Below are 22146 nucleotides of genomic sequence, written 5' to 3'. Positions count from 1 at the left end.
TTGGTGTGCCACCCTGGCGTTCTAGCTTTAACTGTCTCACCCATTTATCCATAGTGGACTTACCTACGTTCATCGCCTTTGCAGCTTCGATGATGCTATGGTTTTTATCGAGGACTAATTGGGCTGCTTCAAGTTTGAATTCAGCACTAAATGTTTTTCTGGTTGTCGATCTCATGTGTTCACCTAAAGTCATCTACGAGGTAATAATATCACCTCTATTTAGGTGGCCAAAATTAGTGTGCCACTACACAGTAAGCGAGCGAGTTAGTGAAAATAGCTACGATATCCTTTCATCTGACGGGCTTTCGGGAGCAATGGCAGAAACAGATACAATTTTTGATGAAATCTACCTTGAGTTGAGTGATTACGACTGGGAACCAGGTAACGGTTTAGTGGTTAAACTTAGGGGCACTGCTAGTGGTGAACATCGTAGAGAAACTGACATTCGAGGGCAAGATTTGGATGTAGAAGTGACAGTATTATGTAAGCTAATAGTTGGAGAGTTTGGGCTGGCAGAGTATGAAATTACCGAGATTAGTGGTTGTCCCCACGACTATGGCTTTGATGAGATAGATTAATATCAAGGTAGTAGTATAGAGGTTCTCTGGCCAACGATGGAACATGTATATCTTTTTTAGTAAATCACAGACAACACTAAAACGACAGGAGTTCACCATCCCCTCGGAGTTGCCGCAGGGCATTTGCGTTCGTTGCGTGAGCGAGGCATGGATGCCGAGATAGCGTCAGTCGAATCAGGGACGAGCGTCTGACGCGATAGAATAAGGACGCTAAATGCCCAAAGGGCTTTCAACTCCGCTAGGGGCGTCTTGGAGAATCCAAGGAGGATAGGACGAGCAGTCCTCCTTGGTCGGCTGTGGGGTGAAGCCCCACGACTTTGACTTTGATTTTTCTCAGATTTGCATTTCAGAATTGAGTTAAATTGACTCATACAAATAAATCCAAACCCAAGTTTAAAAAACAAAAAGGCGCCGAAGCGCCTTTCAACTCTTGGGAAAGGGAAAACTCCCATCCCACAATGATTTGATCACACGATCAAATCATACTCATCTTTGAGTATCTTAATGATATCTGCCTTTGGATTCGCTGGCAGCGGAATTGGAGCGCCAGTCACCTTCTCGGCAACGCCGGTGTAAGTGCGTGACACTTGCATCATGGCCTCAAGTGGGAGGTCATTGTCGCGGGCGAGGGCTTCACGCTCTGGCATTCTGTCTTTGTTGAGCAGCACATCAGGATCTGGGAAATGATTTAGCAGGAATTGGCGGAAACCCTCTTTGGAGTTTTCCAAAATCTTGCCATCGCGGTAGGCGGCGCCGTCCCAAATACGTGATGAGTCTGGAGTGCCGACTTCATCCATGTAAATCAGTTTTGAATTGCCATCTTTGTCGGTCACATAACCGAACTCAAATTTAGTGTCGACAAACACTTGATCAATGTTGGCCAGTGCTTTTGAAATCACCTTAAAGCCATCTTTTAACAGCTTCTCGTACAGGTCGATATCTTCTAACTTTTCAAAGCCAAAGGCTTGGTAGTTGGCTTGGATATCGCTGCGGCTGATGTTCACGTCATCTTGGGCTGGCACGCCTGGGATGCCGGTTAAAATGCCCTTAGTCGATGGGGTGATTAACAGCTCAGGGAGCTTTTGATCTTTCTCTAAGCCTTCTGGCAGTGTGATGCCACAGAATACTCGCTCGCCCTTAGAGTAAGCGCGCCACATTGAGCCTGTGATGTACTGGCGGCAAATGGCTTCGACTTTAATGGGGCGGGCTTTCTGGACTATCCATACGAACGGGTGCGGGATATCCAAAATATGGCTGTCGGCTAGGCCGTTTTCGGCGAACAGTTTAAACCAGTGGTTAGAAATCGCGTTTAATGCCGCGCCTTTACCGGGAATGCCTTTGAGACCACCTTCACCGTGGAAGATACAGTCGAAGGCTGAGATACGGTCGCTGATCACCATGATGGCGAGCGGGGTATCTTCGGGGACGTTATAACCCTTGGTTTTGATTAAACGGCGGCTGTCGGCATCGGTTAGCCAGTAAACGCTGCGAACCTTGCCGCTGTGGACTGGGCTGTCGGTGCGGATTGGCAAATCGTTATTCACGGCTAATACGGAATCAGCAAGACTCATGACGAGTATTCCTTAGGATAGAGAGTGTAGGGATAAGGTTTTTATAAGTGTCGGTTTGCAGATGGACTAGGGCGTTAGCAACAGCCAGATTCATTGCAACCGCTTTATTATTCGCGCTTTGCTTAGGGTGTAAAGCGTTCAGCCAGTTTGCGGGATTTGATGTTAAATCTTGAACAGCAAAAATTGTATTTTCGGGCGGTGTTTGAATTGTGTTGGGTGGAGATAATGCAAGGGATGGAACAAACGCAGGGCAAGGTTGGCACCACAGTGAAAGTGGTCTGCGAAAGCGGGCTGGGCCCGTGCCATTTTGCTCGAAAATGCTAACCATTAATCCGAGAGAACCTTGTTCTAGACTGCCGCGAAAAAGTGGCGACATTCTACCTTTTTTGACAAAATTTGCCACGGCTATTTGCATCGCTCTTTACACAGCCATTTATATAGTTTTGTGGTTTGAGTCTAGCGGGCGTAAGGATTTGCAAGGGAATCAGGCGCTAACACTCAGTGCTGAGCATGATGGAGGGCTGCTGTTCTGCGGACGAACTAATGTTGAAGGGCTGTATTTTAGCGCGCTGATGTGCGAGTTTATGACGTAGCTGCAGCCGACAAGACCATCAAGCCAAATATCCAATGGAGGGAATATGAGCACAAGTCAGCATGTACAGAATGATAATCAACGAGAGCTAGTATTAGAGCGGATTATCGATGCGCCGCCAGAAAAGCTGTTCCGCGCGTGGACCGAGCCAGAACTCCTTAAAATTTGGTTTACGCCAAGGCCGTGGACTGTGGCTAGCGCGAGCTTAGATGTGCGTGCCGGTGGTTCAAATGTGATCGTGATGCGCAGCCCTGAGGGACAGGATTTCCCGAATCGTGGCGTGTATCTCGAGGTGGTTGAGAATGAGCGCATCGTATTTACCGATGCCTTTACTGAGGCTTGGGTGCCGTCCGATAAAGCTTTTATGACGGCAACTATTACTTTTGAACCTGTGGACGGCAAGACCAAGTACACTGCGCGGGTGCTGCATTGGAATAGCGAAGATAGGCAGAATCATGAGGATATGGGGTTTTATCAGGGGTGGTCTAAGGCGACCGATCAGCTTGAGGAACTCATCGCGAGCATTTAGCCGGTGAGTCTCAAGCCTCGTATCAGAGAGTAAACAATAAGCAGTATCTAGCCCAATTGCCCTGCATATTTTATTGTTGGGGATTGGGCAGGATTAGAGGTGTTATGTCGTCACAGAAAGAAGTGCCACAGCTTACACAATCACAGCTTGCGCCATCGCAACTCGCGCAAAGCGCTGCTTTGCAGGGCAATAGTTTTTTATCAAAACAGTTCAATGGTTTGTCGGAATTAGCCCAAGATCTACAGGGCATCGAGTTCGAGGATTGCTGCTTTCAAGATTGCCATTTTAGCGAGAGCACTTTCCGTAAATGCAAGTTTATCGATTGCCGCTTTGTGCGTTGCAACTTAAGTTTAGTGAAAGTGCCCCAGTGTCAGTTCAGCGGGGTGGAGTTTGAAGAATGTAAGTTAGTCGGTATTGATTGGACCCGCGCCGCGTGGTCACGTTTATCCTTTGCCGCGCCCTTTTCCTTTAAGCAATGCATCTTAAATGATTGCTCATTTTTAGGTTTGTCCCTCGATGAAATTATCATCGAAGAGTGCAAGGCCCACGATGTCGATTTTCGCGAGGGCAGTTTTAATCAAGCCAATTTCACCTACACGGATTTTAGTCATAGTCTGTTTGGCCGAACTCAATTATTGGAGACGGATTTCAGCGAGGCATCCAATTACGATATCGACATTTTTAACAATAAAATCAAAGGCGCTAAGTTTAGCCGTGACGAAGCGATTCGGCTGCTCAACTGCCTTGATATAGAATTAATGGATTAAGGATTGTGGTAGGTTTTTACTCAGCTTTTCACTCAGCATAGTGATGCTCATTCCACGAGTGTTATCGCAATTTACTGAAATATCTGTTTGTTTTTGAAGCCGCCATTTGTCCCATCTGGCGGCTTTTTCTATCCGTTTTTTAAGACCTATTGATCTTATTCACGTATTTCAAGGTCAGTCTTAGGTTTTAGTTGCGGTAGATCACACCGAGCTTCCCCATGTGGTTTACCACAATACCCACCTACCTCTTTCGGGATAACAATCTCTGTGGATGAGCAGTGTATTCAGCGTATGCCGTGTATTTTGAAGATATGGTGGCGCTGTTTTAACGCTTTATAACTAAAAAAGTAATCAAATCAGTGAGCAAACCTCTGCTCGATGGCGTCCAATGTGGCGACTGACGGGTGGGATGAGCGTGATGGAGGTAACCATGATTGAGCTTAATAGGCGAACCTTTTTAAAGGGAGCAGGAGCGAGCAGCGCCACGTGTGCGCTGGCCAGTCTGCTGCCGGGCAGCTTAGCGGCATTAGAGAATAAGCAGCTAAAGGGCATGGGCAAAGACATTGCCAGTATTTGTGAAATGTGTTCGACTCGCTGCCCGATTTCGGCGCGGGTGATTGAGGGCAAAAACGTCTTCATTAGTGGCAACAAGGCCGCTAAATCCTTTGGCGGTAAAGTGTGTGCCCGAGGCGGCGCAGGCCATAGCTTACTGTACGATCCACAGCGTATCGTTAAACCGTTAAAGCGGGTCGGTGAGCGCGGCGAAGGCAAATGGGCCGAGATCAGTTGGGATGAAGCTTATAAATTAATCGCTGAAAACCTCAATAAAATCAAAAAAGAACATGGCCCAGAGGCCGTGGCATTCTCGTCAAAATCGGGCTCACAAGAAAAGCATTTGTTTCACCTTGCGACCGCCTTTGGTAGTCCAAATACTTTTACCCACGCGTCGACTTGCCCCGGCGGTTATGAAATTGCCGCTAAGGCTATTTTTGGCACTAAGGTCAAACGAGATTTAAGTAACTCTAAATACATCATTAACTTCGGCCATAACCTGTACGAAGGCATCAATATGTCCGAAACCCGCGGCATGATGGCGGCGCAAATGGACAAAGGTGCCAAGCTGGTGGTGTTCGAGCCAAGATTCTCCGTCGTGGCCGATAAAGCTGATGAATGGTATGCCATTCGCCCCGGTACCGACGTAGCCGTCGCCTTGGCGTTATGCCATGTATTGATTGAAGATAATCTTTACGACAAGGCATTTGTCGCGCGCTATGTGGAAGGCTTCGAAGCCTTTGCCGCCGAAGTGAAAGCTTATACCCCTGAATGGGCTGAAACCATCTCCGATGTGCCTGCCAAAGACATTCGTCGTATCGCCCACGAATATGCCGCTAAAGCGCCCCATGCTGTGGTCGATTTTGGTCACAGAGCCACCTTTACCACCGAAGAGTTTGAGATGCGCCGCGCCCTGTACGCCGCCAACGTCTTGATTGGTAATATTGAGCGTAAGGGCGGGATTTATATCGGCCAGAAACCCGGTGATTACAACAAGCTTGCCGGTGAAGCGGTTGCGCCAGTATTGGCAAAACCTGGCGTGAAAGACATGCCAAAACCAGCAGCGAAACGTATCGATCAGGTGGAAGAGCAGTACGCCATGATGTGGACATCGGGCGGCGTTTACCAAACCATTCTCGATGCCACGTTAAGCGCTGTTCCTTACCAGTTACACGGCTGGGTGATGTCACGCACTAACCCAATGCAAACCATGACAGACAGAGCGCGCGTTGTTGAAGCGATGAAAAAGCTCGACTTTATCGCCGTGTGTGATGTGTATATCAGCGAAACCGCCGCCTATGCGGACGTGATTTTACCTGAATCGACTTATCTTGAACGTGATGAAGAAATTGCTGATAAGTCAGGTAAAAATCCGGCCTATTATGTGCGCCAACGGGTCGTTGAAACCTTAGGTGATACTAAGCCTTCTTGGCAGATCTTTAAGGATGTGGGTGTGGCTATGGGCCTTGGCGAGTTCTATCCATGGGAAAACATGGAAACCCTGCAAATGCTGCAGGTGAACCGCGACACTGACCTGCTGCGCCGGATCAAAGACGAAGGTTTCGTGAGCTTCGGTAAGCCAATTATGTTGTGCGAGCCTAAGATGGTTGCCGAGTTTATTAAGGCATACCCCAATGCGCGACCTGCCGATGAAGACGGCACTTACGCCAGTGCACTGACCTTTAAAACCCCGAGTGGCAAGATTGAACTCACTTCCGCGAAAGTCGAAGCCATGGCACCGGGCCGTGGGGTGATCAAGTTCCGCGAAGTGAATCTTAAAAAAGCAGATGAGCTGTACTTTATCCAAGGCAAAGTGGCGGTGCACACCAATGGCGCAACCCACAATGTGCCTATGCTCGCTAACCTGATGTCGGATAACGCTGTGTGGGTTCACCCTGTTACTGCGGGCAAGTTAGGGATCAGCAATGGCGACCCAATCCGCCTCACCAGCAGTGTTGGCACAGAAGAAGGCCATGCCTTAGTCACGCCGGGCATTCGCCAAGATACTGTGTTTGCTTACATGGGCTTTGGTTCTAAAAACAAAGAGTTGGTCAGAGCAACGGGCAAAGGTATCCACTGCGGTAACTTACTGCCGCACGTTACTGCTCCTGTGTGTGGCATGACAGTGCACACCACGGGCGTCACGCTGGCAAAGCGCTAATCGGAGGCTTAAATGAATAAACGATATGTAATGGTGCACGACGAGAATAAGTGCATCGGCTGCCAAGCCTGTAACGTGGCGTGTCGCAGTGAAAATGGCGTACCCGAAGGCGTAACTCGTCTGCAAGTGCGTGTGGAAGGCCCCTTTGGTGAGATGCCCAATCTGCATTTCAAATATCACAGGGTATCTTGCCAGCAATGTGAAGATGCACCCTGCGTTAAGGTGTGCCCAACGGGTGCGGCCTATGTGGGTGAAGACGGCATTATCTCTATCCATATCGAGAAGTGTGTCGGCTGTATGTACTGTGTGGCAGCGTGCCCTTATAAAGTGCGCTTTATGAACCCAGAAACCAAGGCGGCGGATAAGTGTAACTTCTGTAAAGACAGTCGTTTAGCACGGGGCGAAGAGCCGGCGTGTGTGACTGTGTGTCCAACCGATGCCTTAGTGTTTGGTGATGCTAATGATCCGCAGAGTGAAGTGGCCATCATGCTCAACACTAAAATCACTTACCAAGATAAAACCCATTTGGGCACTAAACCTAGGGTATATCGCGTTCCTACCAAAAGAGGGGGGATTTGATTATGAACAATACTTGGGGCGACATGGCGCAATATGATCCTGTCACTTGGCACTGGGTCATCGCCGTTTACTTGTTTATGGCGGGGTTATCCGCGGGCAGTTTATTGATTGGCATTGGTTTACGCTGGGCGAATAAGGAACTCAGCGCGGGAGCTGAAAGCAGCATTCTTAAGGCGGCAGCCATTATTGGGCCTGTGGCAATTAGCTTAGGTTTAGCTTGCTTAGTGTTTGACTTAACCAAACCATTCCACTTTTGGCTGATCTTAATTCACTATAACTTCCAGTCTGTGATGGCAATCGGGGTGCTGGCGCTGCTGGCGTATTCTCCCTTAGCTTTTGCGTACGCCATTATTGTGCTGCGGGATGACTTACCAAAATGGGGTTTGGGTTTCCTAACACCTATCGCTAAGTTACTTATGCCATTTCGAAGGCTGATTGAAGTATTGTTGTTTGTCCTCGCCATTGGCGTAGGGGCTTACACTGGCTTCTTAATTTCGGCGATGAATGCCTATCCTATGCTCAACACTGCGGTGCTGCCTGCGCTGTTTTTAGTGTCAGGTCTATCGGCGGGCGCTGCGGCAAATGCGGTACTGGCGTTGCTGATGTTTAAGACTGACAGCCACGACAAAACTTTAGTGAAGATGCACGGTTTAGAATTGCCTGTGATGGCGATTGAAATCCTGTTCCTGTTCATGTTGTTCTGCGCCTTGTACTTCAAGGGTGGCGCGGCGGCAGCGGCCTTAGCATCGTTAACTTCTGGGCTATGGGCAAGCGTGTTCTGGATAGGTGTTGTCGGTATTGGCTTTGGTATTCCATTGCTGTTTATGCTGCTACCCACCGCGACTCGCCACACTAAGGGCGCGATGATCATGGTGGCTTGTGCGAGCTTAACGGGCGTACTCGCCTTAAGACACTTTATTGTGTACGCAGGGCAAAGCTATTTAAGCTGAGTGTAAGCTGGTTTTACATATTGATAGATAAAGAAAAAGCACTGGCAATGTCAGTGCTTTTTTATTGTTTGAATCTTGAGAAGGTTTGCCAGTACAAGCGGGACGCTTATTGGGGTAATAACTCGATAACCGACTTCACCGTTAGCACTAAGGCACTGATACTGCACAGGACTAACGTCGCCATCTTTGTCTTCTCTTTATCGACACGGCCTACTAATCGCCCTGCGACTAAGTAACCTAAAATCACTGAGGGGAGCAGCATCAACGACAGCCACAGATGTTTTAATTCTAATAAGCCAGTGATCGCTAAAATGATCAATGCAATCATGGAGCTAAAAATGAAGAAGGCCGACAGGGCAGCACGAAACTGCGAGGCATCTTTGCCTGCCAATAAAATCGCCATCGGCGGGCCACCAATCGCGGCGATATTGCCGAAGATCCCTGAAACCACGCCCGCACCGAAGAGGGTTTTCTTATTCACTGGCAGGCTGAATTTATACAGGCTGAGGATCACTGCGACAGTCACAATGGCGGCGATGGATAAACCGAGTATGGGTTGAGGCGCAAACAGCAATAAACTCGCGCCGATAAAACCGCCGGGCACGCGACCTAGGAGCGCATATTGCAAGCCATTGAATTCTAAGTGGCCGCGTTCACGCACTAAGGTCAGCAGGGCGATGGAGAAACCCATAGCAATAACAGGCGCAGGTACAAGTTGTGGATCGACGATATACAGCAAAGGACTGGCGACAACCGCAAGCCCAAACCCAATCAGACTTTGGGTTAAGGCGCCCAGAAACACGACCAGCGAGGCTAAGGCGAGTGTCTGTGGATCTATCATAGAAAACATAGGATTTCCTATATCCCAAACCAACTCAAGATGGTGAAATTTAAAGTTTGAAGTCGCTTGGGTATAAACAAAAAGGGATCGTTAACGATCCCTATTGATGAGCACTGTGATATGACTTTGAAAGCGACGAGTCGCTATTCCATGTCTTCCCACTCGATTCCCATTTGATCCATCAACAACTTGGCTTCGGCGGGAATGCTGTCTGGGTTATCTTTTGACAGATCTTCATCGTTGGGCAATGGCTGGCCAGTGTAGGCGTGCAAAAATGCCTCACACAACAGCTCGCTGTTGGTGGCGTGACGCAAATTATTGACCTGACGACGAGTACGTTCGTCCGTGAGGACCTTAAGCACTTTGAGCGGAATAGACACAGTAATTTTTTTTACTTGTTCATTCTTCTTGCCATGTTCAGCATAGGGGCTGATGTATTCCCCATTCCATTCAGTCATTGACTCACCTGTTATAACGCTAAATTCGGGGCAGATTTTAAACCCTTACAAAGAACAGTCAAATTATTGCTACTATTTCTTTGTGATTGCAAACAGATTTCTTTATGTTCAGACGTCTAAACGTCTTCACGCCTATTGACGATGGCGTTGGGCTTAGGTACATTTAGACGTCCAGACATCTCTATCAGTCTACCGAATTTAGGAGTCCCCCCATGGCAGAGCGTCAATTAGCCACACTGGCAGTGCGTCAGGGTATCGAAAGCGATACTCAATATGGCGCAGTTGTGCCACCGATTTATTTGTCGACTAATTACGCCTTCGATGGTCATAAAAATCCCCGCGAATTCGATTACAGTCGTTCAGGCAACCCAACGCGCTGCATTTTAGGCGAAGCATTAGCGCAATTAGAAAAGGGGGCGACTGGCATAGTGACATGTACTGGCATGGCGGCCATCACCTTAGTGACTACTTTGCTCGGCCCCGATGACCTATTGGTCGTGCCCCACGATTGTTACGGCGGTTCCTACCGTTTATTTACCAACTTGGCGAAGAAAGGCCAGTTTAAGCTCATTGTGGTCGACCAAACCGACAGCCAAGCGTTAGCCGGCGCCATTGCGCAGAATCCTAAGATGGTGTGGCTCGAAACCCCATCGAACCCGTTATTGCGTGTGGTGGATATCGAAGCCATTGCTAAGGCGAGCCATGGTGTCGGCGCGCTGGTGGTGGTCGATAACACTTTTTTATCGCCAATATTGCAACAACCCCTATTGTTAGGCGCGGATATCGTTATCCACTCCACCACTAAATATATCAATGGTCATAGCGATGTGGTCGGCGGCGCTGTGGTCGCCAAAGACGCGCAAATCGGCGAAAGCTTACATTGGTGGTCGAACACTCTAGGCTTAACGGGGTCGGCCTTCGACAGTTATCTGACCCTGCGCGGCCTACGTACCTTAGCGGTGCGTATTCGCGAGCATCAAACCAATGCCCAGCGTATTATTGAGGTATTAACGCAAAGCCCTGTGGTGAGCAAAGTCTATTATCCAGGTCTTGCGGATCACCCAGGTCACGCCATTGCGGCCAAGCAACAACAGGGCTTTGGCGCTATGCTGAGCTTTGAGCTCAAAGGCGGCGAGGCCGAAGTGGTGGCCTTTTTAGGTGCACTCAGCTTATTTAGTGTGGCGGAAAGTTTAGGTGGCGTCGAAAGTTTAGTGGCAGTGCCCGCCACTATGACCCACAGAGCCATGGAGCCGCAGGCGCGCTTCGAGGCTGGTATTAAGGACACCCTATTGCGTCTATCGGTGGGTATTGAAGATGCCGCCGATTTAGTTGCAGATATTCAAGCAGGATTAGCCGCCGTTGCGGCTTGTCAGTAGAGGAATAATAGATGGCACGTTGTCACTTACATAAATTTGGTGGCTCCAGTTTAGCGGATGCCGATTGTTATCGTCGAGTCGCCCATATCCTGTTAACCCACGGTCATAGTGATGACCTCGTGGTGGTCTCTGCGGCGGGTAAAAGCACGAATTTCCTGTATAAATTATTAGCGCTGCGTGATGCGGGTCAGCTATGGCAAGAAGAATTACAAGTGCTGATCAGTTACCAACAGGGGTTGATTGAGCAGTTGTTGTCGAATGAACAAGCCCGAGATCTGCGTGAGCGTTTGGCCACTGATAAAGCGCAACTCATCAGCTTGTTGTCTTTAGATGAGCGCAACGAATACCAAATCAACCATGTGGTGAGCTTTGGCGAACGTTGGTCGGCACGTTTAATGGCGGCGCTGCTGCGCGAATCTGGCGTGGCAGCAAGCCATGTGGATGCCTGTTCAATTTTAGTGGCCGATGAAGCCGCTGTGCCACAAATTCGGGTACAGGAATCCCGCGCTAAAGTACAAGCCCTATTAGCTGCGCATCCCAATGAACGCTTAGTGATCACAGGATTTATCTGCGCTAACGAGCGTGGCGATACCTTATTACTTGGTCGTAATGGTTCAGATTTTAGTGCCAGCCTGATTGCGAGTCTCGCCGATATCGAGCGCGTGACTATTTGGACCGATGTGGAAGGGGTGTTCAACGCCGATCCTAATAAAATCAACGATGCCAAGTTACTGAAAAGCATGTCACTTGCCGAAGCCGATCGCCTAGCGCGTTTAGGCTCGCCAGTATTACATTCGCGCACTCTGCAGCCTTTGTTTAATACCGAAGTGAGTTTAGCGGTACGCTCAAGTTATGCATCCCACACCGACTTTACCTTGATCGCGCCCCACAGTTCGTCGGCGAGCGCACCTGTGGTGACTAACCTCAATGCTGTGGTCCTGTTCGGCTTTAAACTCACGGGTGAGTTAACCCGTTTATTAGATCTATTGATCGCCGCAGGTTTAACGCCATTGGCCCATTGGACCTCTGCCCATCAAAGGGTTGAACTTGCCTATACCGCTGAGAATCAAAAACAAGTTCAAAGATTACTCGATGCCGAAGCATTAGGGATCAGCGATCAGCAGATCAACACAGATTTTGGTTTAGTCGCATTAGTAAGTGCCGACGCCGAACATTATCGCCGCAGCTTCGCGCGTTTACTGAGCCGCGATGCTAAACCTTTGTTTAGTGGCGATTTAAGTTTAGTAACTTTAGTGCCCCAGTCGCAGGTGAATCTGTTAACCCAAAAGGTGCACCGCCGCTGCGCGGGTCCGCGTAAACGCATTGGCGTCTTGCTGCTCGGTGTGGGTAATATCGGTGAGGCTTGGATCGATCTGTTTAAGTCGGTTTCACCATCACTGGACCATGAACTCGAAGCCAGTGTTGAGTTAGTCGGTTTAGTCAGTTCGAGTAAAGCCTTGATTAAATCCACCGGCATTAATCTTGCCGCGTGGCAAACAGAGTTTAATACTGAAGCAACGCCTTGGCAGTATGAACATTTATTCGAGCAATTAGAGCAAGTTAACTGCGATGAGCTGGTGGCCTTAGATATCAGTGCCAGCGCCAGTTTGACGCTGCAATATCCAGAGCTATTCGAGCGTGGTATCCATGTGGTGAGCGCGAATAAACTCGCTGGCTCGGGTCCACTGCCTTTCTATCGAGAGTTAAAGCAGCAACTGGGTAATCGTCGCTTATTTTGGCGCTATAACGCCAGCTGTGGCGCAGGTTTACCCATCCAACATGCGCTAAATGATCTGCGTAACAGCGGTGATAGCGTTGAAGCGGTGGGCGGGATTTTCTCCGGCACCTTGTGTTGGTTGTTTGAGAAATACGATACTAGTAAGCCATTTTCAGAATTAGTGATTGAAGCCAGAGGCTTAGGTATTACTGAACCCGATCCCCGCGACGATCTCTCCGGCCGTGATATGCAGCGTAAACTGCTTATCTTAGCCCGTGAGATTGGCCTTGAAATCGAGCTTGAAGATATTGAGCTGCGCTCACTCGTACCAGCCGCTTTGGCGGATATTCCCTTAGATCAATTTCTCACCCGCATTGCTGAGTTAGATGCCGATCTGCTGCAACAATATGGTGCGGCGGCGGAGCAAAATAAGGTGCTCAGATATGTGGCATCCTTAGACAACAGCGGTCCAGAGCTTAAGGCCGAAGTGGGTTTGCAGTGGATTGATACCCATCACCCTTACGCTAACTTAACCCCTGGTGATAATGTGTTTGTGATCCGCAGTGTCTTCTACCAAGGTAATCCGCTGATCATCCGTGGACCGGGCGCAGGACGCGAAGTGACAGCGGCGGCGGTGCAGTCGGATCTGACCCAGATCTGTCGCGATCTGCTGCAGGAATAATGCGGTATCAAGCTTCTTAAAGGACTCATTCGAGTCCTTTTTTATTGGCTAGAATAAATCTATTGAATTAACCGAGATTAAATGCGGTTTATGGGTATTTTTGGGCTTGACTTACATCTCAGTTTCTCTAGTATATGGACATATAGACGTCCAAACGTCCATTTGAACTAATTCATACTAGCAAAGAGTAGCGCCAAGGGCGGTTGAGGAAATACACATGGCTTTTCATCACGCACAACATTCACAATCGCTGAATCAGAGCTTGTCTGAGCTTAATGGCGATATTAATGTTTCTTTTGAGTTTTTCCCGCCATCGACCCCCGAAATGGAACAGATACTGTGGAACTCTATCCGTCGTTTAGAGCCGCTGAATCCTAAGTTTGTGTCTGTGACTTACGGTGCTAACTCAGGTGTTCGCGACCGCACCCATGGCGTGATTGAACGTATCCAACAGGAAACCGACCTCGTTGCCGCACCGCACTTAACCTTAGTGGATGCCAGCGATGAAGAGTTATTAGAACTGGCCAAACATTACTGGAAATCGGGCATTCGTGACATAGTGGCACTGCGGGGTGATTTACCTGCGGGCAGCCCAAAGCCAACCCGTTTTGCGGTCGATTTAGTGCGTTTACTGCGCTCTGTGGCTGACTTTGATATTTCCGTTGCGGCCTATCCAGAAGTGCATCCCGATGCGAGTAATGCACAGGCGGATTTGATCAACCTTAAGCGTAAGATTGATGCGGGCGCTAGCCGTGCCATTACCCAATTTTTCTTCGATGTGGAATCTTACCTGCGTTTTCGTGATCGCTGCGTTGCCGCCGGTATCGACGTTGAAATTGTGCCGGGCATTTTACCTGTGACTAACTTTACCCAGCTAAAACGTTTCGCGGGCATGACCAATGTGTCGTTACCGAATTGGTTACATAAGCAATTCGACGGCCTAGAAAACGATGCGGGTACACGCCAATTGGTGGGGGCAAACGTGGCCATCGACATGGTGAAAGTGCTGTCCCGCGAAGGCGTGAAGGATTTCCATTTCTATACCTTAAATCGCGCCGAATTGACCTACGCGATTTGCCACACTTTAGGCGTGCGTCCTAAATAAAACCTTATAAAATAAGCTAATAAAAACGCCGCAGATAATGCGGCGTTTTGCTTTGTGTCAGTGGTGTATGTATTAGATCCTAAACTGTGCCAGTAGCAGTTGAAGGCGAGCCGCAAGCTGGGCAAGTTCGTCACCCGCCCGCGCAGTGTGCACCGCACTATTGGTTGTCGTCGTGGCAATATCGTTGATGTTATTGATGTTCTTGTTAATTTCTGCGGAAACAGCACATTGCTCATTTGCCGCGCTGGCGATCTGGATGTTCATCTGGCTAATGGTCGAAACCGCTTGGGTGATGGCCACGAGTTCTTCACCCGCTTGATTAACTTGGGCAACACAGCTTTGAGTAGTGCGTGAACTGGTTTCCATCGCCGAAACGGTAGATTTGGCTTTAAGCTGTAGCGCTTCAATCATTTTTTGAATTTCTGTGGTTGAAGCTTGAGTGCGAGTCGCAAGGGTGCGAACTTCATCGGCTACGACGGCGAATCCTCGTCCTTGCTCTCCGGCTCTGGCGGCCTCAATCGCGGCATTAAGCGCCAGCAAGTTGGTCTGTTCGGTAATATTGCGGATCACAACTAATACAGAATCAATTTCGGCAGTATTACGTTCGAGTTCATTAATGGCATTGGCGGCAGCGGCGATTTCTTCCGCTAATACAGCAATCGTCGCGACGACTTTTTGCACTACGAGTTTGCCTTGTTCGGTTGACTCATTGGCGTGATTGGCGGCATCGGCCGCATCGGTCGCATTGTGGGCAACCTCTTGAACAGTGGCGGCCATTTCATTCATTGCGGTGGCGACCTGTTCGGTTTCAAGATTCTGACGATTGGCCATCGATTGAGTTTCGTGGGTAATGCCCGACATCTCTTCCGCTGAGGTTGCGAGTAAACTCGTTGCATCAGACACTTGAGTTACTGTGTGGTGGATTTTCTCCACAAAACGGTTAAATGCCTGCGCTAACTCGGCGATTTCATCCTTACTCGTTATGGTAATTCGACGGGTTAAATCGCCTTCGCCTTCGGCGATGTCATTCATGGCTTGGGTTGTTTCTGCTATCGGGCGGGTAATGCCTTTAGCAATAAACCAAGCAATGGCAGTGCCGATTAACATTGCAGCGAAACCGATGAGAATCAACTTGAGGCGAATATCCGCCATAACTTGCTCTGAATGGCTTCTGTCCATCGCAATATCCAGTACCCCAAAGACTTGTCCCGAGTAATCTTTTATAGCGTGGCGATACAAAGCGAAGGTTTTGCCCTCTAAGCTAATAGTGCGAATCACTTCATTGCCTTGCATCACGCTATTGAGCTCATTTATGGCCTGAATATCGGGCGTGAACGTGGCGCCAAATGCTTTAAAATCCGCGCCATTGGGCAACAATAGTGCGATTTCAGCTTGATAAGCATCTTTAAAACTGTCGAAGAAAGGTTGTCCAAATGACATACCAAATTCCACTGAGCCTGTGTGTTGGCCTTGATAACCCATGGGCACTAAACCGCGAATCCCTAAACCTTCAACACCATATTCCAAACCGTTTAAGGGCTGTTTTGTGGTGTTGGTTTCCACAATGGTTTTACGAATGGCAGTGAGATCATCACCGAATTTTTCGGGGCGATGTAATCGTAAAAAAGAGGTTGCTGGTGGCGTATGAAACTGAAATTGTTGTACGTCGAAATCTTGCTTAAGCTTGGCAAACAGCGGCAGAGTACGGTCTTTTAGTGCGGGGCGATCCCGTTCGGCGAAGTTACTTTGGATTTCTGGCGTTAGTGAAACTATCGTTGCCATGGCCTGTGCGAGTTTACCGGATGAGGCTATGTTGGCTACCGCAGTTTCGTACAGTTTATGCAGTTCTCTTTGCTCTGATTCTTTCACCTGACTGCTGAATTCCGACAGGACTAGCAGCATGATAAAGCTCATCATGGCCAACAGTAATAGACATATCCCAACCACAATCCTCGTACTAATTTTTAAATTCACCAAAGCCAACCTCCCAGTTCACTTCATCAGTCTGATTTATCTTTTTAATATTATAGAGATACGGCTGATTATATTTGAGATAGCGCCAGCCTTTTGGATTATTTGTTTCCCAATGCGACATTTTTGCGCCATAGGACACAGAAAATTTTTTATATGAGCACATTTACTTAGCCTGCTAACTAAGTATAATGCTTAGCACGCTAACTAAGTGGGTGAGCAAGATGCAAAAAGAATTAGAGCGACTAAAAGAGTTATCACTGGCGGAGCATTTAGGCCGTCTGCATCGATTGTGGCGTACCGTGGCCGATGTTGAGCTGGCACCTTTAGGATTAACTCATCCCCGTTGGACTGCCCTTTGGAAACTGCTGCGTTTAGGCGACAGTGTTAGCCAAAAAGTGTTGGCCGATGCCTTAGAAATTGAATTGGCTTCGCTAATGCGTACCTTAGGGCAATTAGAAGAGCAAGGTTTAGTCGAGCGTCATTGTTGTGACAAAGATAAGCGGGCAAGGATTGTGAGTCTGACGCCAGCGGGATTAGATGTTTTAAAGCAAATGGAAGCGCGGATTATTCAAGTGCGCCGTGAGTTATTAGGCGGGATCAGTGCCGAAGAGTTGAGCGAATTTGAACGCATTATTAGCCTGATCAGCGACAACGCAAGCGCCAAATTAACCAAGGTTACAGACACCCTTTTGTGAGAAAGAAGATGACACCGGATCAACAGTTTGCCCGTTTAGTAAAATTTGCCATGTTTGGCTTTGTGATGGTTTTTGGCTATTTCATGCTGGCCGACACTATGATGCCATTGACGCCTCAAGCCATGGCGACCCGTGTAGTGACGAAAGTGACACCGCAGATCAGCGGTAAAATCCAGACCATAGCTGTAACCAATAACCAAGCGGTTGCCAAGGGTGATTTGTTGTTTCAAGTCGATCCCGCGCCCTATGAGTTAGCGGTATCGCAAGCTAAATTGGCCTTAGAGCAAGCCCGTCAAGATAATGCTGAGTTAGATGCTTCGCTACTGGCCGCTAAGGCCGAGGTCAATGCCAATAAAACCACCTCACAACAAAAACGCAGCGAGGCTAAACGTCTCGATTCCCTGTATGCCACCCATGGCGTATCGCAGCAGCAAAAGGAGCTAGCCGATAGCGATGCCGCAGCTGCTGAAGCCAATTTGCTTGCCGCCAATGCGCGTTTAGAAAAACTCAAAGTGAGTCGTGGCAGTTATGGCGAAGAGAATCTTAAAGTGCGTCAGGCGCAAAACCATTTAGCTCAAGCCGAGCTTAATCTGTCTTATACCCAAATACGTGCCGATCAAGATGGGATAGTGACTAACCTGCAGTTAGAAGTAGGTAGTTTTGCGACCGTGGGGCAACCTCTGTTAGCCGTGGTATCGGATAAAGTGGATATTATTGCTGATTTTCGTGAAAAGAGTCTGCGTGGCGTCAATGCTTCTTCGACCGCTTTGATTGCGTTCGATGGCGAACCTGGGCGTTTATATCGGGCGACGGTGAGCAGTGTCGATGCGGGCGTGAGTGCAGGGCAATTCGATGCCAATGGCCGTTTAGCCGCGCCGCAGGAATCGGACCGTTGGGTACGTGATGCCCAAAGATTGAGATTACATCTAGTGTTAGATGGTATGGCAATGAACAGCTTACCTGCGGGGGGGCGCGCGACCGTGCAACTGCTGCCCGAGAATAGCCTGTTCAGCTTGCTCGCTAAGGTGCAGATTAAAGCAATCAGCCTGCTGCACTATATTTACTAGCCTATTTACTAGAATGTTTACTAGCGTATTTACCAGCATATTTATCGGCATATCCATTAGTACTTATCTGTGTTGACGAGCACGAGTGACTCGCGGTGGTTTGTATTTGCCGCGAGTCGCTTGAGTGAACGCTTCAAAGCAACATAAGTGTGAACGCAGCATAAGCCAGCTAAACATCCTCATTTAATGTATTGATAGAACAAGGCGACGAGCATGTTACTACGCCATAGCCCATTGACGGCCAACGATTTACGCCAGTGTTTACGGATTGCGACTGGCGCGACCTTAGGTTTTACCCTGTGTAAAATTTTTGGTTGGAGCAATGGAGTCTTCTTCACTGTGACACCTATGCTACTACTCGGATTAGTGCCAGTGATGAATGGCCATGCTATGCGCCAATTATTGGCTTCATCTGCCATGGCTGGGTTAGAGGTTGGGTTACTCGGCGGTTTCTTTGGCAGCCATCCCGGCATGATGACTCCCATCGTTTTCCTATTATTTTTATACCGCTTTGCGGCCATGTCCCGCGGCAGTTTGTTTCTCTTTGGTGCCAACGGTGTGCTGAGTCTCAGTATCATGCTGCACTTTGCCAGCTATCCAGGGGTTGACTTAAACGACTTAGTTTTCAGTAACTTTTGGGCGACAGCACTTTCAGTTGTTATCGCCTACGCTATGACGGCACTCTGGCCCGATGTTGAACCAAGAGCGGCTTACAAACCTGGGCCTAAGGCGCCGCATCGAATGCGCCACGAAGCCTTGCTCGGCGCGACCATAGCGACGGCATCGTTTCTGGTGTTCCAAATATTTGATCTGCGGGATTCGATGTCGGCTCAAGCGACCACTCTTTTGCTATTGTTTCCCATGCATTGGAATGGTGCACTCGACTATGCCCGTAAGCGCGCCATAGGCACCCTGTTGGGTGTGTCGTTTGGGATACTTGTGCAGTTGCTGCTCTATGATTGGTCTGGGTTATTGATGTTAGTTGTCCCCTTGTTGTGGATTGGACTGATGATTTTTAGCCAAGCCCATGTGCGCGAGGCGAATGGCTCTGGCGTGGGTTTTGGTGCTATGACCACGTTAGGGATTTTGTTTGGGCAGTATTTGACCCCAGGTAACGACTTAATCTTCAGTGCCTTATACCGAGTGAGCAGTATTTTAATCGCTATCGTTGGCACGTTACTTTTATGCTATTTGATACATAAGTTATTGAATCGTTTCGAATCGACGCGATTTGGTTATTGAGCAGGCCATTAAGTCTTGAAGGCTTGCAGCTTAACCTTGTACAGAGTAAGGTAAATTTATCCCGTTTGAATTGAACAATAAGTGACTCTTAATGAATGTTAAGTCTCATTTATTGGCTGTTTTAAAAATGAGCGGCGGATTTTAAAATGGGTTTAGTGTGTGAGCACAAACATAAATAACAATAACCCCTATGCTTTAGAGCTTAATTCTCTTCAAGGATAGAACATGAAGATTAAAACATTAGTCATAGGCTTAACGCTATGTAGCGGCTATGCCGCTGCCGCCGAGCCTTCTGACAAACAATCGATGAACGTTATTCCACAAGCTGCACAGTTATGTGTGTCTTGCCATGGGGCAGCGGGTGAGGGTATTGAACCACTTGGCCCTCGATTAGCGGGATTATCTAAAGAATATATCTCGACACAATTGCAGCATTTCCAAGCGGGCGTTCGCCAAAACGCGACCATGATGCCGATGGCAATGACGCTCCAAGGTGACGGTATTGAGCAAGTGTCGAGCTATTTTTCAGCTAAGCCTGCCAATGACGTCAAGCCTGTTATCCGCGGTGAACAAGTTGTTTTTAATGACGACACCGCCCGTTTAGCCTATCAAGGTGATTGGTCCCGTGGTTTACCAGCCTGCGTGACCTGCCATGGTCCTTCTGCATTAGGTGGCGGCTTATTTCCTCGCTTAGCAGGTCAACAGGCGAGTTATATCAAAACGCAATTATTGGCATGGCAGTCGGGAACACGTAAAGGTGACGTCGATGGCATGATGGGGAGCGTCGCGAATAAGCTCACCGTCGCCGAGATTGATGCGTTAGCCAACTATTTTGCGAATTTAAAATAAGGAGCCGGCCATGAAATATTCCGCAATGTTATTACTGGCCGCGATGGGGTCGTTAACCGTTCAGGCGCAAGCTGAAACTGAGCCAGTACAAGAACGCCCAGATAAGCAAGCTCCGCTGCCTTCTTTCCCTAAGGTAGCAGATCAAACCTATCTTACCCCTAGACCTTTGAGTGCGATTCCCGAAGGCGCCTTTGGTGATAAAGTGCGTTTAGGTTATCAACTGTTTGTGAATACCCAACAGCTGCGTAATAAGTATGTGGGTAATGAGCTTAACTGTACCAATTGCCATATGGATGCAGGCCGTAAAGCCAATGCATCACCCCTTTGGGGCGCGTATTTTGCTTATCCGGCGTATCGTAAAAAAGACAATAAAGTCAGTAGCTTTGAAGAACGCATCCAAGGTTGTTTTAACTATTCGATGAATGGTAAAGCCCCCGCATCAGGTAGCCCTGAGTTAGTGGCGCTTTCTGCCTACGCCTATTGGTTAGGCATGGGCGGCTTGATGGATGAGGCTAATATCAGTGGCCCTGTTCCTGAGATCAGTGATGCTGAGTTAGTCAAAGGTGCCAAGCGGGATGACTTCCCACTACCAGAGGCATTAGCTAAGGCGATGACAGTTGAGCAACGTGCTAACTTGCCGGGGCGAGCTTATCCTGAGATCCCAAAACCCGAACAAGCCTATTCACCTGAACGAGGTAAAGCCGTGTATGTCGCCCATTGCCAAACTTGTCATGGTGTTGATGGGCAAGGTCAAGCCATTGCGGGGGTGTATGCACTGCCGCCGCTGTGGGGACCTCAAAGTTATAACTGGGGAGCGGGAATGCACAGGGTCAATACTGCCGCATTTTTCATTTATGAAAACATGCCCTTTGGTAAGAGTATGCAGCTAACTAACCAGCAGGCTTGGGACGTTGCCGCTTATATCAACTCCCACGAGCGTCCACAGGACCCACGTAACAAAGGCGATGTGAAGCAAGCGCAGGAGAAATACCACAATGACAGCGATTACTATGGTCTCACGGTCGATGGCAAAGTGTTAGGCACTGAGTCCTATCCAATTTTCCCTAAAAAGTCTTAGTTGAGTCGCTGAGATTAAGTGCTAGTGTGATGTTATAAAGCGAGTGAATAAGTTAGACAGAAAAGCCAGCAAGCATTTAGCTTTGCTGGCTTTTTTATTGGTCAATTGTACTGAGTAATCTGTGATTTCAGTTGTTGGGCTCATCGCATTTGCAGGTATCAATGTATAGGTGAGTCATGGCATTCACTCACCGACTCGCAGCCAGTCCATCCTTGGATGCTCGACCGCCCCGTCCATGGGGCGGACGGTCGCCTCGCAAATCACCATGACTCGCCTTTCGAGCATTTGCGTAACCTGTTGGTTTAAAATACAGAGAATTTAGCCATGGGTGGCTCAGTAAACTATCTTGATTGAGCAAAACATATCAAGGGAGTCGAACCCTCTAAAGTACCGTATTAGCGCCTTTTCAGTGGCTTTCAGAGGGTCTGTGAGGGTCTATAAGAACCTGTTTGGATCCCAAAAAGTTCCCAAAGAGATCCCACTCGGGATCTTCTGAACACTCAGAAAAAAATTTTAAATTCGCACAGATGTTTTGCACAAAACTGAACTATTGAATCCCCAAATACGACAATTTATCACACCATGTTTCTAGTTATTCAGGACATACTTTCCTGCAAAGCGAGAAACCACGATGATGCAATCGACTGCGTTTGAACAACAAGCCCACAATCTGCTGATGGTCTTCGAATTGATGACCTATGTAATTAAAAAAGAGATGCCTGATAGCAACACCTTTTCTTACGAGGACAACGTTGAGCAAGAAATACTCCTGCACATGCTTAA

The 22146-nt window shown here is 48.3% G+C and carries 20 protein-coding genes; 14 read left to right on the top strand and 6 right to left on the bottom strand.

The genetic code is table 11. The features are described 5' to 3' along the window. Nucleotides 1-175, bottom strand: a 175-nt coding sequence (locus tag L5M11_RS22260) for a transposase (RefSeq protein ID WP_263148818.1), incomplete at its 3' end; no start/stop codon positions are given. Nucleotides 176-314: 139 nt separating this feature from the next. Here L5M11_RS22260 and L5M11_RS22255 point away from each other — a divergent pair. Further along, nucleotides 315-578, top strand: a complete 264-nt coding sequence (locus tag L5M11_RS22255) for a hypothetical protein (protein ID WP_263193265.1) — start codon at nt 315-317, stop codon at nt 576-578. Nucleotides 579-1045: 467 nt separating this feature from the next. Here the strand turns inward: L5M11_RS22255 and L5M11_RS22250 are convergent, their stop codons facing one another. Together L5M11_RS22250 and L5M11_RS22245 are read right to left on the bottom strand one after the other, a co-directional pair. Further along, a complete protein-coding gene (locus L5M11_RS22250) occupies nt 1046-2149 on the bottom strand; it encodes a phosphoribosylaminoimidazolesuccinocarboxamide synthase (RefSeq protein ID WP_263193262.1) in 1104 nt (367 codons plus the stop codon). Further along, nucleotides 2136-2564, bottom strand: a complete 429-nt coding sequence (locus tag L5M11_RS22245) for a hypothetical protein (protein ID WP_317629879.1) — start codon at nt 2562-2564, stop codon at nt 2136-2138. Before L5M11_RS22245 ends, L5M11_RS22250 begins: the two co-directional genes overlap by 14 nt. Nucleotides 2565-2787: 223 nt before the next feature. On the opposite strand from L5M11_RS22245, the gene L5M11_RS22240 reads away from it, so the two are divergent. From L5M11_RS22240 to nrfD, 5 genes are all read left to right on the top strand, one after another. Beyond that, nucleotides 2788-3270 carry an SRPBCC family protein gene (locus L5M11_RS22240; protein WP_263193259.1) on the top strand — a complete coding sequence of 161 codons (483 nt, stop codon included), beginning with the start codon at nt 2788-2790 and terminating at the stop codon, nt 3268-3270. A gap of 104 nt (nt 3271-3374) precedes the next feature. Beyond that, a complete protein-coding gene (locus L5M11_RS22235; RefSeq protein WP_263193258.1) occupies nt 3375-4037 on the top strand; it encodes a pentapeptide repeat-containing protein in 663 nt (220 codons plus the stop codon). 430 nt (nt 4038-4467) lie between these two features. Further along, on the top strand, nt 4468-6750 hold the full coding sequence (phsA, locus tag L5M11_RS22230) for a thiosulfate reductase PhsA (protein ID WP_168825633.1): 2283 nt from the start codon (nt 4468-4470) through the stop codon (nt 6748-6750). Nucleotides 6751-6762: 12 nt separating this feature from the next. Further along, nucleotides 6763-7329 (top strand): 4Fe-4S dicluster domain-containing protein, encoded by a 567-nt coding sequence (locus L5M11_RS22225; RefSeq protein ID WP_263193257.1) that lies wholly within the window; start codon nt 6763-6765, stop codon nt 7327-7329. Nucleotides 7330-7331: 2 nt separating this feature from the next. After that, the gene (gene nrfD, locus L5M11_RS22220) at nt 7332-8279 is read left to right on the top strand and encodes an NrfD/PsrC family molybdoenzyme membrane anchor subunit (protein WP_263186141.1); all 948 of its coding nucleotides are present in this window, start codon (nt 7332-7334) and stop codon (nt 8277-8279) included. A gap of 106 nt (nt 8280-8385) precedes the next feature. Here nrfD and L5M11_RS22215 read toward each other — a convergent pair whose 3' ends face one another. Together L5M11_RS22215 and metJ are read right to left on the bottom strand one after the other, a co-directional pair. Then, entirely contained in the window at nt 8386-9129 is a 744-nt protein-coding gene (locus L5M11_RS22215; RefSeq protein ID WP_113940051.1) for a sulfite exporter TauE/SafE family protein, read from the bottom strand. A gap of 134 nt (nt 9130-9263) precedes the next feature. Beyond that, the gene (metJ, locus tag L5M11_RS22210) at nt 9264-9578 is read right to left on the bottom strand and encodes a met regulon transcriptional regulator MetJ (RefSeq protein WP_105251319.1); all 315 of its coding nucleotides are present in this window, start codon (nt 9576-9578) and stop codon (nt 9264-9266) included. A 212-nt stretch (nt 9579-9790) separates the two neighbouring features. Between metJ and metB the strand changes: the two genes are divergently transcribed. From metB to metF, 3 genes are all read left to right on the top strand, one after another. Next, entirely contained in the window at nt 9791-10954 is a 1164-nt protein-coding gene (gene metB / locus L5M11_RS22205; RefSeq protein ID WP_263193256.1) for a cystathionine gamma-synthase, read from the top strand. Between the two features lie 11 nt (nt 10955-10965). Next, nucleotides 10966-13353, top strand: coding sequence for a bifunctional aspartate kinase/homoserine dehydrogenase II (locus L5M11_RS22200; RefSeq protein WP_263193255.1), 2388 nt, complete (start codon nt 10966-10968; stop codon nt 13351-13353). A 217-nt stretch (nt 13354-13570) separates the two neighbouring features. Next, nucleotides 13571-14458 (top strand): methylenetetrahydrofolate reductase, encoded by an 888-nt coding sequence (gene metF, locus L5M11_RS22195; RefSeq protein ID WP_012088154.1) that lies wholly within the window; start codon nt 13571-13573, stop codon nt 14456-14458. A 72-nt stretch (nt 14459-14530) separates the two neighbouring features. Here the strand turns inward: metF and L5M11_RS22190 are convergent, their stop codons facing one another. Continuing rightward, nucleotides 14531-16432 (bottom strand): methyl-accepting chemotaxis protein, encoded by a 1902-nt coding sequence (locus L5M11_RS22190; protein WP_263193253.1) that lies wholly within the window; start codon nt 16430-16432, stop codon nt 14531-14533. A gap of 221 nt (nt 16433-16653) precedes the next feature. Here L5M11_RS22190 and slyA point away from each other — a divergent pair, with 221 nt between their 5' ends. The 5 genes from slyA (at nt 16654) to L5M11_RS22165 (ending at nt 21363) form a co-directional block, all read left to right on the top strand. Further along, nucleotides 16654-17127, top strand: a complete 474-nt coding sequence (gene slyA, locus L5M11_RS22185) for a transcriptional regulator SlyA (protein ID WP_105251323.1) — start codon at nt 16654-16656, stop codon at nt 17125-17127. Between the two features lie 8 nt (nt 17128-17135). Then, entirely contained in the window at nt 17136-18194 is a 1059-nt protein-coding gene (locus tag L5M11_RS22180; RefSeq protein WP_263193252.1) for an HlyD family secretion protein, read from the top strand. A 213-nt stretch (nt 18195-18407) separates the two neighbouring features. After that, nucleotides 18408-19436, top strand: a complete 1029-nt coding sequence (locus L5M11_RS22175; protein ID WP_113940046.1) for a DUF2955 domain-containing protein — start codon at nt 18408-18410, stop codon at nt 19434-19436. Nucleotides 19437-19661: 225 nt separating this feature from the next. Then, on the top strand, nt 19662-20285 hold the full coding sequence (locus tag L5M11_RS22170; RefSeq protein WP_113940045.1) for a c-type cytochrome: 624 nt from the start codon (nt 19662-19664) through the stop codon (nt 20283-20285). A gap of 10 nt (nt 20286-20295) precedes the next feature. Beyond that, the gene (locus L5M11_RS22165) at nt 20296-21363 is read left to right on the top strand and encodes a c-type cytochrome (protein WP_263193251.1); all 1068 of its coding nucleotides are present in this window, start codon (nt 20296-20298) and stop codon (nt 21361-21363) included. Nucleotides 21364-22146 lie beyond the last annotated feature (783 nt).

Origin of the sequence: Shewanella sp. SM87 (genome assembly GCF_025653705.1) — a bacterium.
Lineage (GTDB): Bacteria > Pseudomonadota > Gammaproteobacteria > Enterobacterales > Shewanellaceae > Shewanella > Shewanella oncorhynchi.
This window is presented reverse-complemented; position numbering and strand designations above follow the sequence as displayed.

What these genes read in the sequence shown, in the direction of transcription:
- L5M11_RS22255 (WP_263193265.1), top strand. Translation starts at nt 315, where the DNA reads ATGGCAGAAACAGATACAATTTTTGATGAAATCTACCTTGAGTTGAGT.
- L5M11_RS22250 (WP_263193262.1), bottom strand. Translation starts at nt 2,149, where the DNA reads ATGAGTCTTGCTGATTCCGTATTAGCCGTGAATAACGATTTGCCAATC.
- L5M11_RS22245 (WP_317629879.1), bottom strand. Translation starts at nt 2,564, where the DNA reads ATGCAAATAGCCGTGGCAAATTTTGTCAAAAAAGGTAGAATGTCGCCA.
- L5M11_RS22240 (WP_263193259.1), top strand. Translation starts at nt 2,788, where the DNA reads ATGAGCACAAGTCAGCATGTACAGAATGATAATCAACGAGAGCTAGTA.
- L5M11_RS22235 (WP_263193258.1), top strand. Translation starts at nt 3,375, where the DNA reads ATGTCGTCACAGAAAGAAGTGCCACAGCTTACACAATCACAGCTTGCG.
- phsA (WP_168825633.1), top strand. Translation starts at nt 4,468, where the DNA reads ATGATTGAGCTTAATAGGCGAACCTTTTTAAAGGGAGCAGGAGCGAGC.
- L5M11_RS22225 (WP_263193257.1), top strand. Translation starts at nt 6,763, where the DNA reads ATGAATAAACGATATGTAATGGTGCACGACGAGAATAAGTGCATCGGC.
- nrfD (WP_263186141.1), top strand. Translation starts at nt 7,332, where the DNA reads ATGAACAATACTTGGGGCGACATGGCGCAATATGATCCTGTCACTTGG.
- L5M11_RS22215 (WP_113940051.1), bottom strand. Translation starts at nt 9,129, where the DNA reads ATGTTTTCTATGATAGATCCACAGACACTCGCCTTAGCCTCGCTGGTC.
- metJ (WP_105251319.1), bottom strand. Translation starts at nt 9,578, where the DNA reads ATGACTGAATGGAATGGGGAATACATCAGCCCCTATGCTGAACATGGC.
- metB (WP_263193256.1), top strand. Translation starts at nt 9,791, where the DNA reads ATGGCAGAGCGTCAATTAGCCACACTGGCAGTGCGTCAGGGTATCGAA.
- L5M11_RS22200 (WP_263193255.1), top strand. Translation starts at nt 10,966, where the DNA reads ATGGCACGTTGTCACTTACATAAATTTGGTGGCTCCAGTTTAGCGGAT.
- metF (WP_012088154.1), top strand. Translation starts at nt 13,571, where the DNA reads ATGGCTTTTCATCACGCACAACATTCACAATCGCTGAATCAGAGCTTG.
- slyA (WP_105251323.1), top strand. Translation starts at nt 16,654, where the DNA reads ATGCAAAAAGAATTAGAGCGACTAAAAGAGTTATCACTGGCGGAGCAT.
- L5M11_RS22180 (WP_263193252.1), top strand. Translation starts at nt 17,136, where the DNA reads ATGACACCGGATCAACAGTTTGCCCGTTTAGTAAAATTTGCCATGTTT.
- L5M11_RS22175 (WP_113940046.1), top strand. Translation starts at nt 18,408, where the DNA reads ATGTTACTACGCCATAGCCCATTGACGGCCAACGATTTACGCCAGTGT.
- L5M11_RS22170 (WP_113940045.1), top strand. Translation starts at nt 19,662, where the DNA reads ATGAAGATTAAAACATTAGTCATAGGCTTAACGCTATGTAGCGGCTAT.
- L5M11_RS22165 (WP_263193251.1), top strand. Translation starts at nt 20,296, where the DNA reads ATGAAATATTCCGCAATGTTATTACTGGCCGCGATGGGGTCGTTAACC.